We start from the raw sequence: 14,914 nt of genomic DNA on the forward strand, positions 1-14,914 counted from the left end.
AGAGAAACACACCCATGCACAAGATACTGACGATCGGCGAAATCCTCGTGGAGATCATCGCGACCGAGAAGGGCGACGGCTTCCGCCAGGCGACGCCCCTGATCGGCCCCTACCCCTCCGGCGCACCGGCGATCTTCATCGACCAGGTCGGCAAACTCGGGCAGGCAGCCGCGATCATCTCGCGCGTCGGCGACGACGATTTCGGCCACGTCAATCTCGACCGCCTGAAGGCTGATGGCGTCGACATCTCCGGCATCGCGGTTGATCCGCTCGGCACCACCGGCAGCGCCTTCGTGCGCTATCGCCCCGACGGCAGCCGCGCCTTCGTCTTCAATATCCGCCACAGCGCCTGCGGCGCGATCCGTCTCGATGACGCCGCGCGGGCATTGGTGCGCGGTTGCAGCCATCTGCATGTGATGGGCTCGTCGCTCTACGCACCAAGCGTGGTGGAGAGCATTATCGCAGCGATCGAGATGATCAAGGCGGCCGGCGGCACGGTGTCCTTCGATCCGAACCTCAGGCCGGAAATCCTCGATAGCCCCGGCATGCGCGAGGCGCTGCGCGCGGTGCTTGCCAGGACAGACGTCTTCCTGCCGAGCGGGCAGGAGCTCTTCCTGTTCACCAAGGCGAAGACCGAGGCCGAGGCGGTTTCGGAACTGCTTGCCGCCGGCATCAAGGTGATCGTCGTCAAGCGCGGCGCTGAAGGCGCGAGCTATTTCGATCGGGAAATCACGCTCTCGCATCCCGGCTTTGCTGTTGAGGAGGTCGATCCCACCGGCGCCGGAGACTGCTTCGGCGCGACCTTCGTCACCTTCTGGCTGAACGGGGCGGAGCCCGCTGAAGCGCTGGAATTCGCCAACGCCTCGGGCGCACGCGCCGTCATGATCTCCGGCCCGATGGAAGGCGCCTCGACGCGCGCCGATCTCGAAACCTTCATCAACGCGCGAAAGGCCTGATCGCCATGCAACAGAACCTTCTGATCGACATCGCTCGCTGGAGCGAGCGGCCCGGCCCGCGTGGCATTCCCTCCGTCTGCTCGGCGCATCCGCTGGTGATCAAAGCGGCCATGCTGCGCGCCCTTGAAGAAGATGCAGCGCTCTTGATCGAGGCGACCTGCAACCAGGTCAACCAGGATGGCGGCTATACCGGCATGACGCCCGCCGATTTCACCCGTTTCGTCGCCGGCATCGCCGACCGCGTTTCCTTCCCAAAGGACAAGATCATCCTCGGCGGCGACCATCTCGGCCCGAACCCATGGAAGCACCTGCCCGCGGAAGACGCGATGGCAAAGGCGGTGACCATGATCGAGGCCTATGCCAAGGCCGGCTTCACCAAGCTGCATCTCGATACCAGCATGGGCTGCGCCGGCGAGCCGGTGGCGCTGCCCGATGCGGTGACGGCGGAACGCGCCGCACGGCTTGCCGCCGCCGCCGAAGCCGCCATTGCCGGCCAAGTGGGGATCGCTCCCGTCTATATCATCGGCACCGAAGTCCCGGTTCCGGGCGGCGCGCTCGAAGAACTGGATACGCTGGTGGTCACGGCGCCCGAGGCGGCAATCGAGACGGTCGACGTCCATCGCCGGGCCTTCGAAGCGGCGGGCGCCGCAAACGCCTTCAAGCGTGTCGTCGGCGCAGTCGTCCAGCCGGGCGTCGAGTTCGGCAACGAGAATGTCATCGCCTATGACAGGGAGAAAGCGGCAAAGCTCAGCGCCAGCTTGAGACAACTCGACGGCATCGTCTTCGAGGCGCATTCGACCGACTACCAGACACCGGAAGCGCTTCGCGATCTCGTCTCCGACGGTTTCGCCATTCTCAAGGTCGGCCCGGGCCTCACCTTCGCACTGCGCGAGGCGCTTTACGGCCTCGACCAGATCGCCGCCTTCCTCTTCCCCGACGCGCGCAAGCAGACGCTGGCATCGGTCACCGAGAGCGTCATGCGCGAGGAACCGGCCAACTGGGGCAAGTATTACCACGGCTCGCCGGAGGCCCAGCGGCTGCAGCGGCATTTCTCCTACAGCGACCGCATCCGCTATTACTGGCCGCACCCGAAGGTTGCTGCCGCGGTGGAAGAACTTCTGTCGCTGCTTGAAGGCGTCAACATCCCGGAAACTCTGATCAGCCAGTATCTTCCGGGCAGTTACGAGCGCGTGCGTGACGGCGAAGTTGCCGCCAAGGCAAAACCGCTGGCGATTGCCGCGGTCGACAGGGTTCTCGAGGATTATTTTGCAGCCTGCCGCGCTTAGCGTCAGGCCCTATGTTCGGTGAATATTTGCGAGCCGGTACTGCCTATCCCCTCGAAATGAACCTATAAACGAAATCAAAACAATATGGGGTACAGCGACCGTGGACAGACAGATCAAGACGATGGAGGATTTCTCGGAGTTCGTCGGCTTGTCGCGGCCGACGGTCTCGAAATACTTCAATGATCCGGGCTCGGTCAGGAAAAAGACCCGTGATGCCATCGAGGCGGCAATCAAGCAGTCCGGCTTTCGCCCGAACATCTTTGCCGTCAACTTGAACCGCCGCCGCACCAATATCCTCGGCGTCATCGTCCCGAACTCGACCGACCCCTTCTACATGGCGCTGACGCGCCGGATCGAGCACATCGCCAACCAGGCGGGCTTCCTCGCCTTCGTTCTTTCTTCCGACGGTCGGCCCGAGATGGAAGAGCGGGCGATCGAGACCTTCAAGTCGATGAACGTCGCCGGTGCCATCATCGCGCCGCTCGGTGTGCAGTCGCATCACAAGACCCTGACCGCACTCGGCGAGAGCATTCCGCTGATCTACGTGGACTCGCCGCTTGACGACAGCTCCTCTTTCGTTGGCACCGACAACCGCCAGAGCTTCCGCCTGATGGTCGATTATCTCTGCCGCTCGGGAAGCCCGCCCTGCTATCTCGGCATGCCGCCGGTCAACAACAACGCCCTGGCGCGGCGCGGCGCCTATCTTGAAGCGATGCAGCAGTTGAAGATGGAGCCGGCGCTGGTCGAGACCACGCCGAACGCCTCCTGGGATTTTGAGAAATTCGGCTTCGACGAAACGCTGCGCATCCTCGGCGCCGGCGGCTTCCCGACGCAGACGGTGCTCTGCGCCAACGACCGCGTCGCCTTCGGCGTCATCGCCGCCGCCTTCCAGTCCGGCCTCAAGGTCGGCCGCGACGCCGACGCCGATCTGCGCGTCGCCGGCCATGACGACCATCCGCTGTCGCGCTACACCTGCCCGCCGCTGACGACGGTGGCGCAGAACTACAACGAGATCGGCCGACTGGCGATCGAACTCTTGTTGTTCAAGCTCGGGGAAAGCTCCGACGACGGCGGTGCCTTCCCCGAGGATGAGCGCATTCTGCTCAGCGCCGAGATCATGCTGCGCGGTTCGGCCTGAGCATTCTCCGGGCCGAACCGGTAGCCTATGCGCAGATCAGGACCGACGCGCGAGTGACAGGATCTGATCGGTCGTCAGGATATCGCCGAACGTGTCGTCGATCGTCGCCAGCGACGCGCGATGCAGCATGGCATGTGGAACGACGTCGCCGTCGCTGGTGTCGAGGTCGCGCGTGGCGCAGGCATCCGCTGCAACGATGACGTTGAAGCCGAGTGGCACGGCATCGCGCGCGGCACCAGCGACGCAGGCATGCGTCATCAGCCCGATGATGACGAGCGTATCGACCCCGGTTTTCTTGAGCTGCTCGCCGAGGTCGGTGCTGGCGAAGACGCTCACCGACGATTTGCGCACCACGGAATGGTTGGCCGCCGGCCGGATGTCGCGGTGGAAGTCAGAGGTCGCACTGTCCTCGGCAAACACGGGGCTGCCGGCCGGCGTCACGTGCTTGACGTGGTAGACCTTCATGCCCTCGGTGTCGGCGCGTTCGATCAGCCGTTTCGCATTGGCGAGCGCCTTCTCCCCATCCGGGATCGGCATGCGACCGGCAAAATACTCGTTCTGAAAATCGATCACCAGCAGGGCCGTCTTCGCGGGATCGAGGCTTTCGGGAGCAGGAGCGCCAGCGATGGTTCGGATGGTCGGGTGTTGTGTCATGGGAGGTTCCTTTCGCAATCTGACGCCCGCGAAGATCGCGAAAGCTGCGAACACACGAAAGTGGCCTGAATGACAATATATGATAGGTTCCGGCCAACATGTCATCGGATAGTCGCACAATGCACACCGTCGCCGTCGTCGCCTTCGAGGGCATCAGCCCGTTTCATCTGTCCGTGCCCTGCATCGTCTTCGGCGATGACCTCCTGAAGCTCGGCGTGCCACGGTACCGGTTGCTGATCGCAGGTGAAAAGGTTGGCTCTATCCGCACCATGTCGGGCTTCAGCATCGAAGTGGAGCATAACCTCTCCAGCCTCTGCGAAGCGGACACGATCATCGTGCCGGCCTGGGACGATCCGGGTAACCGGCCATCGGCAGCCCTGCTGAACGCGCTACGCACCGCACACGACAGGGGTGTACGCATCGTCGGCCTCTGCCTCGGCACTTTTGTCCTGGCGGAGGCCGGCTTGCTCGACGGGCGAACGGCTTCTACGCACTGGGCCTGGGCCGACGAATTCGAACGCGCCCATCCGCAGGTCGCCCTGAACCGTAACGCGCTCTACATCGACGAGGGCGATATCCTGACCTCGGCCGGCACGGCGGCGGCGATCGACTGCTGCCTGCACATCGTCCGCAACGACCACGGCGCGGAGATCGCCAACCGCATCGCCCGCAGGCTGGTCGTTGCACCGCATCGCCACGGAGACCAGGCGCAGTATATCGAGGCGCCCCTGCCCGCTCCCGGCAGCGGCGACCCGCTCAGCGCAACGATCGCCTGGGCGATCGAACATCTCGATGAGCCGCTTTCGCTGGAACGGCTGGCGGATCACGCCGGCATGAGCCTGCGCAGCTTCACCCGCCATTTCCGCAAGAAGACGGGAACGACCTTCACCCAATGGCTTCTTCAGCAGCGGCTCGCCGTCGCCCAACGCCTGCTTGAGACCGGTTCCTGTTCCGTCGATCACGTGGCGGAGATGGCCGGCTTCGGCTCCACTGTTTCCTTCCGCCAGCACTTCACCCGCGCCCTCTCCATCTCGCCAGCAAGCTATCGCCGACAGTTCCGCAACCGGCCGACGACGGAGATTGCTCGTACCACCCCAAATCCTTCATGAGTTCAAAGAGATGAGCAGCAATGATAGACTGCGCTACAATCCCGTAGACCTGGAACTGGTGCGGGAGACCACACCACAGGACCTCAGGGAATGGATCGTCCGGACGATCGAACGTATGGCAGGCAAGGTGCCCGCAGACCTACTAGACCGGCTTCCCGACCCACATGTCGTGATCGCGCCCTTGCTGGACGCCATGGTGACGGGAGACACACTGTGGCTGTGCCGAAGCAAACATAGGGGCGTGCTCTATGGCCATGAGGGCATAGCCCTGGTCCGTGACCGGCAGCCGATCATCTACCTGCCGGTTGTCAACTACTAAGCTGGCGCGTCGGCGGCAGGCGTGGCCGCCGCATCGGCTGCCGCCGCAACAGGAGCGCCAGCAGAGGCACGGCGACCGTTGAAACGCCGGCGGCGCAAAGAAAAAAGGCGGAATAGCCGAAACGCTCGGCAATCCAGCCGGCACCTAGGCCGCCGGCCATGCTGATGAGGCTGTCCATGCACTGGAACAGGGTGAAGTCTACACCCGCCTGGCGCGGATCGGCCCAGCCCATGAACTGGGCATAGAGCGCCACGAAGCCGATCGCCATGACGCCGGAAGAACTGGCGACCGCAAGGGTCATCACGAGCGGCCGCGAGACATCGGCTGACGCCCCGACATAGGCGAAGGCGATCAGCATCGTGACCTGCAAGAGCAGGGCGCCGATCAGCACCGTGGCAGCGCCGCACAGCCGTACGAGCAAGCCGCCGAACAGCGCACCGCCGAAGCCGACGAGCATGCTGCCGACGCCATTGAGCATACCGACCGAAGCAAGGTCGAAGCCGTAGTCGATGAGGAAGGGGCCGAGCATGGCGAGGCCCCATTTCTGCCCCGAGACGTAGATCGCCGCGAGCAGCAGACCTTTGCGCACTTCCGGCCGGATGAGCGCCGCTTTCAGCGACGGAACATGGCTGCGCGTTGCGCTCGTCGGACGCGAACCCGGGCCAAACAGGAAGGGAAGGCCGAGCAAAAGCACGACGAGCGCCATCACCCAAACGGCCGGCGCCCAGCCGAACCGATCGACCAGAACCAGAAACAGCCCGGCGCCGATCGCTGAGCCGACATAGGCGCCGCCGACCTGGGCGGCGTTGCCCCAGCCGTGGTGTTCTTCGGCCAGCGTCTCGACCGCGTAACCGTCGCAGCCGATGTCGACGGTCGAGGTGAAGAGCGCAATGAACACCACGCAGGCGAGAACGGGGAAGAGCCGCTCCGGGCCGATGAACCCGAGAACCGCAAGCATCAGCGCCGACAGCGTGCCGCCGACGACAATGATGACCGCCGAGCGGTTGCGGCCGACCGCCGGCAGGCGGAAACGCTCCACCTGCGGCGACCAGAGGAACTTCAGCGCCCAGGGCAGCACCGTCAGATAGACGAGGCCGATCTGGTCGAGCGGGAGGCCTTGCGTCCGCAAGACCGCCGGCAGGCCGAGCATCGTCAGCCCGCCGATCACGCTCTGCGCGACATAGAGCCCACCGACCGCGAAGAAGATCGCGGCCGGCGACGGCCTTGGCTGGATTGCCTTTTCCGACGCCATCAGAAGCGATAGCGCACGCTGGCGACGACCTTGCGGCCTTCGTCGAAGTAGCAGAAGCCCGTGGTGCAGAGCTGCTCGACCTCGTTGAAGAGGTTGGTCGCGTTGAGCTGCAGCCGCACGCCCTCGAAGTTCGGATTGGCGGCGCCGAGATCGTAGCGGACCGACGCGTCGACGAAGGTGCGCGCCTGGTTGTTCAGGATCGGCGTGTGGACGTTGTCGCCGAAGCTCGATCCGACATAGCGCACGCCGGCACCGACGCCGAGCCCCTCGAGCACGCCGGATTGCACCTCGTAATCCGCCCAGAGCGAGAACATATGGTAGGGCGAGGAATTCAGCTGGTTGCCGAGCGTTTCCGACGTCAGCTTGGTGATTTCGACGTCGTTGTAGGAATAGGACGCGATGAAGTTCCAGCCATTGTCGAGCGAGGCCGTGCCTTCGAGTTCGAAACCGCGCGACCTGAGGTCAAGCTGGCGCAGCAAATTGAGACCCGAGGACGTCTCGTAGACGGTGGCGTTTTCCTGGTCAATGTTGAAAACGGCGGCCGTAATCGTCGCATTCTGGCCGGGGATCTCGTACTTGACGCCCGCTTCCCATTGCTTGCCGAGCGTCGGCATCGCCGGCGTATCGGTGCCGCCGAGATTGAGGATCACGCCCGGGTTGGAAACGAAAGCCGTGCCGTAGCTGACATAGGGCATCATGCCGTTCGGCAGCACGTAGCCGAGGGCGGCGCGCGCTGTCGTCTCGCTGTCGTCGCGGTTGAAGCGCCTTCCGTCGACCGAATATTTGTTGTCCACCCAGTCGTGGCGCAGGCCCGCCGTTAGGCGCCAGGCCTCATACTCGATCTGGTCCTGGATGTAGATGCCGATGCCGATTTGCGACTGCTTCTGGGTCGAGGTCAGCTTCGGCACATAGGTGAAGTCGTCGGTAAAGAGATCCGGCCCGCTGCCCTGCTGCGAGGTGTACTTCATGTAGCTGTAGTCGATGCCGGCGATCAGCTGGTGCGCGGCGGCACCCGTGTCGAAGTCGAACTTCAGATAGGTGTCGCTGGCAAGGCCGGTATTGTCCTCGACGGTCAGGCCCGGATACTTGGCGAACACCCATTCCTGCCGCGTCGAGATGTCGGAGTAGCGCAGCTTGTGAAAGAGCGTGACGTTGTCTGAGAGCTCATGTTCGAGCTCATAACCGATACGCGCCTGCTTCTGGGTGAAATCGTTGAAGCGGGCGTCGCCACCATAGGTCGGGATCGCGCCGATCGACTTGCCGTCCGGCCCGTAGCGGTTGAGATAGCCCCAGGTGCCACCGGTCGTCGAATCCATGTATTCGCCGAGCAGCGTGAACTTGGTGCCCTCGTCCGGCTGCCAGGTGAAGGCGGGCGCGATGAACAGACGATCGTCCTTGACCGCCTCGATTTCGGTGCGCCCGTCACGCGCAAGGCCGGTCATGCGATAGAGCATCGTGCCTTCGTCATCGAGCGGCCCGGAAACATCGAAGGCGCCCTGCACCCGACCGTAGGAGCCGTACTGGACTTCGACTTCGCGCAGCGGATCGCTGGTCGGCCGCTTCGAAACGATGTCGACGATGCCGCCGGAGCTGCTGGCGCCGTAGATGGAGGCCGCCGGGCCGCGCAGGATGGCGATCGCCTCGACGCCATAGGGCTCCAGCCGGAAGAGGCCGTTCGGGCTCGCAATCTGGCGCAGGCCGTCGCGGAAGATGCCGGTCAGCGTCAGGTCGATGCCGCGGACCTTGAAGGCGTCGAAGCGCGGTTCGGCGCCGTACTGGCCAACGCGGGCGCCGGGCGTATAGTTCAACGCCTCCTGCAGGTTCTGAGGCTTCAGGTCCTGCAACTGCTTCTGGCTGATCACCGACATCGACTGCGGCGTCTGCATGACCGGCGTATCGGTCTTGGTGGCGACGCGCGCCGATTTCGCGACATAACCGTCGGTCTCGACAATACCCTCAGCACCGGTCCGCTCACCGGTCGCGGTGATTTTTTCGAGTTGTGTCGCGCCATCCTTGACGACGGCGCCGGTGGTGATCGTTGCATCCGACGGATCGAAGATCTGCACGGTCTTCTCACCGACGAAGCGATAGCGAAGGCCGGTTCCTTCCAGAAGCGATGCAACGGCCGCTTCCGTCGCCAGCGTGCCGCTGACGCCGCTGGTGGTCTTTCCGCTCGTCAGCGTGCTCGGATAAAGAAGGCGCAGGTCGGCCTGCTGGCCAAGTTTCAGGATGCCCGCTTCGAGGGATCCCGCGGGAACGGCGAACGCCTTCGGCGCAATGACCGCGGCCAGTGCCGTTGTCGCCTGTGCCTGGACTGCCGTCGCGCAGGCGATGAAAGAAACGCCGGCAAGCGCCAGGCGTGTGAAAGAATGGCGTCGTGATCCGCGACCCTGCATAATTCTCATCCGAGATCCCCTACTCAACTCCTGGGCAGGCTGCCTCGATCCATGTGCAGCGCCGCCACTTCTGAATAAGAGTTCGGGGAACGCGATCTCCTGACGTCACCGGACGATTTTTTTGAGCGATGAATATGGCCAGGCCTGGAGCGGCCTTGCCTGCTTGGGTTTTTCCTAGCGCGACTGAACGACGACCATCAGGCCCGAAATCCGCATGACACGCAGCGGCAAACTGGCTTCCAGAACCTGCAGGGCAGCGTCGGTGTCGTGCAGATCGAAGATACCGGAGACATCGAGACCGCCCGCCGCCTCGTCGAGCAGCAGGATTCGGCCGTGACGGTAGCGCTCGAGGGTCGCCAGGACGTCGCGCAGCGGGCGGCGCGAAAAGACGAGCTTGCCGTCGCGCCACGCCGTCCCGGCCGCGACATCCGTCTTCGACAGGGACAGGCGTCCCTGTTTGTCGATCGTTGCCACCTCGCCCGCACCCAGGATCGCTTTCTGGCCGGCCGCCGCGACCTCAACGCGGCCCTCCTCCACCTGGACGCCGGCGGCTCGTTCTGCACCGGCCGTGCCTACGGAGTACCGGGTCCCCAATGCCATCGCGCTCAGCGCCCCATCTTCGACCACAAACGGCCGAAGCGGGTTCTTCGAAACGGCAAAGAATGCTTCGCCGCGCAGGAGTCGCACCTTTCTGCGGCCTTGCTCGTAGCGAACCACGAGAGCCGTGTCGGTGTTCATGTCGACTTCGGTCCCGTCCTCCAGGGTGATCCGCCTGATTTCACCGACGCCGGTGTAAAAGTCGGCGCGCCAGCGGTCGCCGTAGGGCGTCGCCAGCGAGAGCATGACGAGACCCGCTGCAAGACAGAGCCCGACGAAACCGCCGACCCGACGGCGGCGTTGGGCGCGCAATTCACCGAGGCGCTCGCTGGGGATCGGCACGTCTCCGAGATCGCTCCAGAGCGCCCGCAATTCTTCATAGGCCAACCGGTGATCGGGATGTGCGGAAACCCAGAGTTCGAACGCCGCACGGTCGGCGGCCGTCGCGTCGTCGGACTGCAACTTCGCAACCCACGTCGCCGCCGCTTCCAGAGTGCTATCATCGATGGTCTGGCGATTGCCGTTCATGCACGTCTTCCGGTCGAACTGAAAATGCCGTCAGGCGAACCCTCCAAGGGAATCGCTTCAATCATCTTAGAGTTGAAAGAACGGCTTTACCTGACGTTCGCTCAGAAAATAATCTCGGCGCGCATCTTCCGGCATTCGAGCAGCGCTCGGATGATATGCTTTTCGACCATGTTTCTCGAGATGCCGAGCTCATCGGCGATCGCGCTGTTGCTGAGGCCGTGCAGACGGCTGAGGATGAAGACCTGCTGGCAGCGGTTCGGAAGGCCCTGGATGGTGCGCGCCATGATCAGCAGGCACTGGCGGGCGTTGACGATGCGATCCTGGATCGGCCTGTCCTCCGCATGCTCCAGGCCTTCGCTGTCCTCGACGAACATCGCTCGCTCCCGCGCTGCTCGCTCGGACGCGACCCGCGCCACCGAGCGAGCAACCTGAAACAGATAGGCCTGCGGGTTTTCGATCAAGGTCGAGCGCGATGCCTCCAGCATGCGCATGAAGGTCTCCTGGGTGGCGTCGACGGCGTCCTCGCGGTTTCTGAGGCGGCGGCTGAAGAAACGGCGGATCCTGCCCTCTTCCCGCTCGTGAAGCCCCCGCACCATCGCATCGGTCATCAATCTGCCTCTCCAGCGTGCGGCTGTCGCACCATCATCCTGAACGTACGGCCCGGTCGCTGCCGCTTATCTTGAATACGTTACTCATGTTTTGTAAGCGAAGCGGAGGTGTGCTGCAATGCACTGACGTGTGGCATGACAAACCGAAACTGCGACAAGACCGGCCGCACCGACTATTGGAAAAGGACTGTTGCGCGAAGGCCACGGCGTCTGGTACGGGCGCGACCCTGATTGGCGGCTTCAGGTTCGTCCCTTGCTCGGCAAAACACTCTCGATGGAACTCAGCTCCGAGGCGATGCGGTCTATCAGCAGTCGCACCCGGCGCGGCTGGACGGTGAGCGGCGGATAGACGATCTGCAATCCCGTCCCACCTATAGAGAAATCCTTCAGGAGTTCGACAAGGGCACCGGACGCCAGGTCCTCGGCAATGTCCCAGACGGATTTGAGCGCGATGCCGTGCCCCGCGCGACACCATTCTCCAACCACCCCGCCGTCATTGGCGACGCGCCTGCCACGCACCATGACCTTGTGCGGCTTGCCATCGACCTGAAAAGCCCACTCCCTGTCGAGATTGGCGCCGAAGCGCATGATGATGCAGTCGTGACGGGAGAGATCGTCCGGATGCTCCGGCCGGCCCCTGGCCTCCAGATAGGTAGATGCGGCGCAGACGACTCGCCGGTTTTCGCCGAGCGAGCGCGACCGGAGCGTACTGTCGGCGAGAAGGCCGTGGCGGATGGCAAAGTCCATGCCCTGACCGACGAGGTCGACGTAGCCGTCGGTGAGATTGAGATCCACCGTCACGTCAGGGTGCTCGGCAAGAAAGCGGTCGAGGATCGGCACGATGTAGCGCCGTCCCATATCTTCGGGGGCGCTGAGGCGGATCGGCCCCGAGATCGTTCGGGTACCCGATCGGATGCCTGTCTCAAGTTCGTCGGCCTCCGCCAGCAGCCGGCGGGCGCCATCGACCAGCAGACGGCCCTCCTCCGTCAGGCTGATTGCGCGCGTCGTGCGTTTCAGAAGGGCAGCACCGTAGTGGGCTTCAAGCGCCGCCAACCGCTCGGAAACAGAGGCCGGCGACAGCCCCTTTTCGCGTCCTGCGGCGGAAAGCCCGCCCTTTTCGACGATCAAAAGGAACAGAGCCAGATTGTCGAGCAACATCTTTCGCCTCTTCCGAAATATAATTTTGGAAATAAGCCAATTATCCGGATGCGCCGCAAGAGCTAAATTCCTTCCCGAAAGGAGACGCGGCATGCATCTCGACCACGTGACCATCCGCACAGGCGACATCGCGGGAACGCGCGCGTTCTTCGAAGCGGTCTTCGACCTGACCGTCGGCGAGCGCCCGGCGGCGATCCGGCGCATTCCGGGCTACTGGCTTTACGCCGACGGCAAACCGATCGTGCACATCATCGGCAGTCAAGGCAGCGGTTTCAACCGGGCCGCCGAGGCGATCGATCACGTCGGCTTCCGGCTCGACAACTACGCGGCCTTCCGGGCCAGGCTCGACCGGCTCGCCATTCCCTATTCGACGATGGATCTCGCCGACATCGGCGAACGCCGGCTGTTTCTGCGCACGCCCGGCGGTCCGCTGCTCGAAGCCGTCTTTTCCGAACCCGTTCCCCCACATTCCCCTGGAGCACGAGAATGACCATGACATTCAATGACAATACCGTTTCCGTCGTCATCGGCGGCACGAGCGGCATCGGCGCCGCCGTCGCCAAGGCGCTGACCCAGCGTCCCGGCCGGGTCGAGATCGCCAGCCGCGCCACTGGCCTCGATATCGCCGACGCCGCTTCCGTTGCCGCCTACTTCCGCAAGCTCGGGCCGATCGACCATCTGGTGGTCACGGCCGGTTCTTCGGCCCCCGGCGGCAAAGTTGCCGATATCGATCTGCATGCCGCCAAGGCCGCCTTCGACGTTAAGTTCTGGGGCTCGATCGTGCTCGCCCGCGAAGCCGCCAGGTACATGCGCCCAGGCGGCACGATCACCTTCACCTCAGGTTTTCTCGCCCGCCGGACTGTTCCCGGCACCTTCGTCAAGACCGCGATGAATGCCGCTCTCGAGGCCGTGGCGAAGATCCTGGCCAGGGAACTGGCGCCGCTGCGCGTCAATGTCGTCAGCCCCGGACTGACGCAGACCGAGGCCTATGCCGGCATGGCCGGCGACGCCCGCGACGCCATGTTCGATCGCGCCGCAGCGACTTTGCCCGCCGGCCGGTACGGGAAGCCAGAGGACCTCGCCCGTGGCTACCTCTTTGCCATCGACAATCCATTCGCCACCGGATCCGTCATCGACATCGAAGGCGGCGCGCTCATCAACTGACGCAAACGCCCGCTCCGACGTTTCGCCCGTAAAAGGACCGCCCCATGCCGACAACACTCTTTTCTCCTGTCTCCCTCGGCTCGTTGACCCTGCCGAACCGCATTGCGCTCGCGCCGATGACGCGGGCGCGCAGCAACCAGCCGGGCAACGTCCCGAATACACTGATGGCCGAATACTATGCCCGGCGCGCCTTGGCCTCGACGCAGGGTCAGGGCTCCTTCATCGCCAATCCGGACCTGCCGCGCCGGCTGAAGGAGGGCCTGCCGCTTGCAACGTTCGACAGAACCAAGCTTTTCGGCGGCAGTACCGACGGATATTCTACCTATCCGGCGCTGGAGGACGCCGCATGAGCGCGCCATTGACGGAACACGAGCGCGCGGAAGCCTTGGTCAACGATCGCATTGGCACCGAGCTGGTACTAAAGGAAGAGAGCCTGCGCGTCTGGCATCTGCGGCTGAAGCCCGGTGAAACGCTTCGCCCCCATCGCCACGACCGGCCCTATTTCTGGACGGCGCTGACCGACGGTACGGCACGGTCGCGCTCGGGCGACGGAAAGGTCACGGACGTGGTCTACCGCGCCGGCGACACGCGCCACTTTAGCGACCTGACGCCGGAGACCGCCTTCGTGCACGATCTGACCAATAGCGGCGGCGCCGAACTCGTCTTCGTCACCGCCGAATTCACAGCCCAAGACCATTCGTCCATGACAAGGAGCAAGCCATGAAAGCCGTCGCCCTCACCCGTTATCTCCCGGTTTCCGACCCGCAGTGCTTCCTCGATGTCGACCTGCCGAAGCCGGAACCCAAGGGGTATGACATTCTGGTGGCCGTCCATGCGGTCGCCGTCAATCCGGTGGATGTGAAGATGCGCGCGCCGAAGGACAAGATCGAGGAAACGCCGCGCGTACTCGGCTGGGATGCCAGCGGCGTGGTCGAAGCGGTCGGCCCGGATGTGACCCTGTTTAAGCCCGGCGACCATGTCTACTACGCCGGCGACCTGACGCGATCCGGCACGAACCAGCAGTATCAGCTTGTCGACGAGCGCATCGTCGGGCGCAAACCGAAGTCGCTAAGCTTCGCCGAGGCAGCCGCCCTGCCGCTGACGACGATCACCGCCTATGAAGCCTTCTTCGACCGGCTCGGGATCGACCGGGACGGTGCGGATCGCGGCCAGTCGATCCTGATTGTCGGCGGCGCCGGCGGCGTCGGCTCGATCGGCATCCAGCTTGCCAAGCGCGCCGGGCTGACCGTGATCGCCACGGCCTCGCGGCCGGAGACTATCGCCTGGGTGAAGGAACTCGGCGCCGACCACGTCGTCAGCCACCGCGAGCCGCTGGTTGCCCAGGTCAGGGCGCTCGGCTTCTCCCATGTCGACCACATCGCCATCTTCAACGATATGCGCCATTGGGACGACGCGGTCGAGCTGATCCGGCCTCAAGGGGGCATCGTTTCGATCGACAACACCGACGTGCCAATGCCGATGGCGGGCATGAAGACCAAGGCGGCGAGCCTGCATTGGGAATTCATGTTTGCCCGCCCGATGCATCAGACGCCTGACATGATCGAGCAGCACCGGCTGCTGTCCTTCGTCGCCGACGAGATCGATGCCGGACGGCTGAAAACGACGCTTGCCGAGGTGCTGTCGCCGATCAATGCCGCAAACCTGCGCGAAGCCCACCGCCGCATCGAGACCGGTGCTGCCAAGGGCAAGATCGTCATCGAAGGTTTTGAAGGCTAGCGCCCAGCTACC

Annotated in this window: 16 protein-coding genes; 10 read left to right on the forward strand and 6 right to left on the reverse strand. The window is 64.0% G+C overall.

Annotated elements, in window-relative coordinates; all coding sequences use genetic code 11:
* The first annotated feature begins 14 nt into the window (after positions 1-14).
* The 3 genes from ACTJKE_RS04680 to ACTJKE_RS04690 all read left to right on the forward strand — a co-directional run bounded on the left by ACTJKE_RS04680 (position 15) and on the right by ACTJKE_RS04690 (position 3,380).
* Positions 15-956 (forward strand): tagatose kinase, encoded by a 942-nt coding sequence (locus tag ACTJKE_RS04680; protein ID WP_440691275.1) that lies wholly within the window; start codon positions 15-17, stop codon positions 954-956.
* A 5-nt stretch (positions 957-961) separates the two neighbouring features.
* The gene (locus ACTJKE_RS04685; RefSeq protein ID WP_440635644.1) at positions 962-2,242 is read left to right on the forward strand and encodes a D-tagatose-bisphosphate aldolase, class II, non-catalytic subunit; all 1,281 of its coding nucleotides are present in this window, start codon (positions 962-964) and stop codon (positions 2,240-2,242) included.
* Positions 2,243-2,363: 121 nt separating this feature from the next.
* The gene (locus ACTJKE_RS04690; protein WP_440635756.1) at positions 2,364-3,380 is read left to right on the forward strand and encodes a LacI family DNA-binding transcriptional regulator; all 1,017 of its coding nucleotides are present in this window, start codon (positions 2,364-2,366) and stop codon (positions 3,378-3,380) included.
* 36 nt (positions 3,381-3,416) lie between these two features.
* Here ACTJKE_RS04690 and ACTJKE_RS04695 read toward each other — a convergent pair whose 3' ends face one another.
* Positions 3,417-4,034, reverse strand: a complete 618-nt coding sequence (locus ACTJKE_RS04695; RefSeq protein ID WP_440635642.1) for an isochorismatase family protein — start codon at positions 4,032-4,034, stop codon at positions 3,417-3,419.
* Between the two features lie 119 nt (positions 4,035-4,153).
* Here ACTJKE_RS04695 and ACTJKE_RS04700 point away from each other — a divergent pair, with 119 nt between their 5' ends.
* On the forward strand, positions 4,154-5,143 hold the full coding sequence (locus ACTJKE_RS04700; RefSeq protein WP_440691277.1) for a GlxA family transcriptional regulator: 990 nt from the start codon (positions 4,154-4,156) through the stop codon (positions 5,141-5,143).
* Positions 5,144-5,153: 10 nt separating this feature from the next.
* A complete protein-coding gene (locus ACTJKE_RS04705) occupies positions 5,154-5,462 on the forward strand; it encodes a hypothetical protein (protein ID WP_440635638.1) in 309 nt (102 codons plus the stop codon).
* On the opposite strand, the gene ACTJKE_RS04710 is transcribed toward ACTJKE_RS04705, so the two are convergent.
* The 5 genes from ACTJKE_RS04710 to ACTJKE_RS04730 all read right to left on the reverse strand — a co-directional run bounded on the left by ACTJKE_RS04710 (position 5,452) and on the right by ACTJKE_RS04730 (position 12,001).
* Positions 5,452-6,714, reverse strand: a complete 1,263-nt coding sequence (locus ACTJKE_RS04710) for an MFS transporter (protein WP_440691279.1) — start codon at positions 6,712-6,714, stop codon at positions 5,452-5,454. The genes ACTJKE_RS04705 and ACTJKE_RS04710 overlap by 11 nt on opposite strands.
* A complete protein-coding gene (locus ACTJKE_RS04715; protein ID WP_440635634.1) occupies positions 6,714-9,119 on the reverse strand; it encodes a TonB-dependent siderophore receptor in 2,406 nt (801 codons plus the stop codon). Before ACTJKE_RS04715 ends, ACTJKE_RS04710 begins: the two co-directional genes overlap by 1 nt.
* Positions 9,120-9,284: 165 nt before the next feature.
* On the reverse strand, positions 9,285-10,235 hold the full coding sequence (locus tag ACTJKE_RS04720; protein ID WP_440691281.1) for a FecR family protein: 951 nt from the start codon (positions 10,233-10,235) through the stop codon (positions 9,285-9,287).
* 101 nt (positions 10,236-10,336) lie between these two features.
* Positions 10,337-10,843 (reverse strand): RNA polymerase sigma factor, encoded by a 507-nt coding sequence (locus ACTJKE_RS04725; RefSeq protein ID WP_440635631.1) that lies wholly within the window; start codon positions 10,841-10,843, stop codon positions 10,337-10,339.
* A gap of 240 nt (positions 10,844-11,083) precedes the next feature.
* Positions 11,084-12,001 (reverse strand): LysR family transcriptional regulator, encoded by a 918-nt coding sequence (locus ACTJKE_RS04730; protein WP_218373186.1) that lies wholly within the window; start codon positions 11,999-12,001, stop codon positions 11,084-11,086.
* Between the two features lie 91 nt (positions 12,002-12,092).
* Here ACTJKE_RS04730 and ACTJKE_RS04735 point away from each other — a divergent pair, with 91 nt between their 5' ends.
* Genes ACTJKE_RS04735 through ACTJKE_RS04755 form a run of 5 tightly spaced genes read left to right on the forward strand, consistent with a single transcriptional unit; the run spans position 12,093 to position 14,902 of the window.
* Entirely contained in the window at positions 12,093-12,491 is a 399-nt protein-coding gene (locus ACTJKE_RS04735; RefSeq protein WP_440635628.1) for a glyoxalase, read from the forward strand.
* On the forward strand, positions 12,488-13,165 hold the full coding sequence (locus tag ACTJKE_RS04740) for an SDR family oxidoreductase (RefSeq protein WP_440691283.1): 678 nt from the start codon (positions 12,488-12,490) through the stop codon (positions 13,163-13,165). Before ACTJKE_RS04735 ends, ACTJKE_RS04740 begins: the two co-directional genes overlap by 4 nt.
* Positions 13,166-13,209: 44 nt before the next feature.
* A complete protein-coding gene (locus ACTJKE_RS04745; protein ID WP_440691285.1) occupies positions 13,210-13,515 on the forward strand; it encodes an oxidoreductase in 306 nt (101 codons plus the stop codon).
* Positions 13,512-13,889, forward strand: a complete 378-nt coding sequence (locus tag ACTJKE_RS04750) for a hypothetical protein (RefSeq protein WP_058329762.1) — start codon at positions 13,512-13,514, stop codon at positions 13,887-13,889. The genes ACTJKE_RS04745 and ACTJKE_RS04750 overlap by 4 nt, the downstream gene beginning before the upstream one ends.
* Entirely contained in the window at positions 13,886-14,902 is a 1,017-nt protein-coding gene (locus ACTJKE_RS04755; RefSeq protein WP_440691287.1) for a zinc-binding alcohol dehydrogenase family protein, read from the forward strand. The genes ACTJKE_RS04750 and ACTJKE_RS04755 overlap by 4 nt, the downstream gene beginning before the upstream one ends.
* The last annotated feature ends 12 nt before the right edge of the window (positions 14,903-14,914 follow it).

This window comes from Ensifer sp. 22521, from assembly GCF_052044795.1.
In the GTDB taxonomy this organism is placed as follows: domain Bacteria; phylum Pseudomonadota; class Alphaproteobacteria; order Rhizobiales; family Rhizobiaceae; genus Ensifer.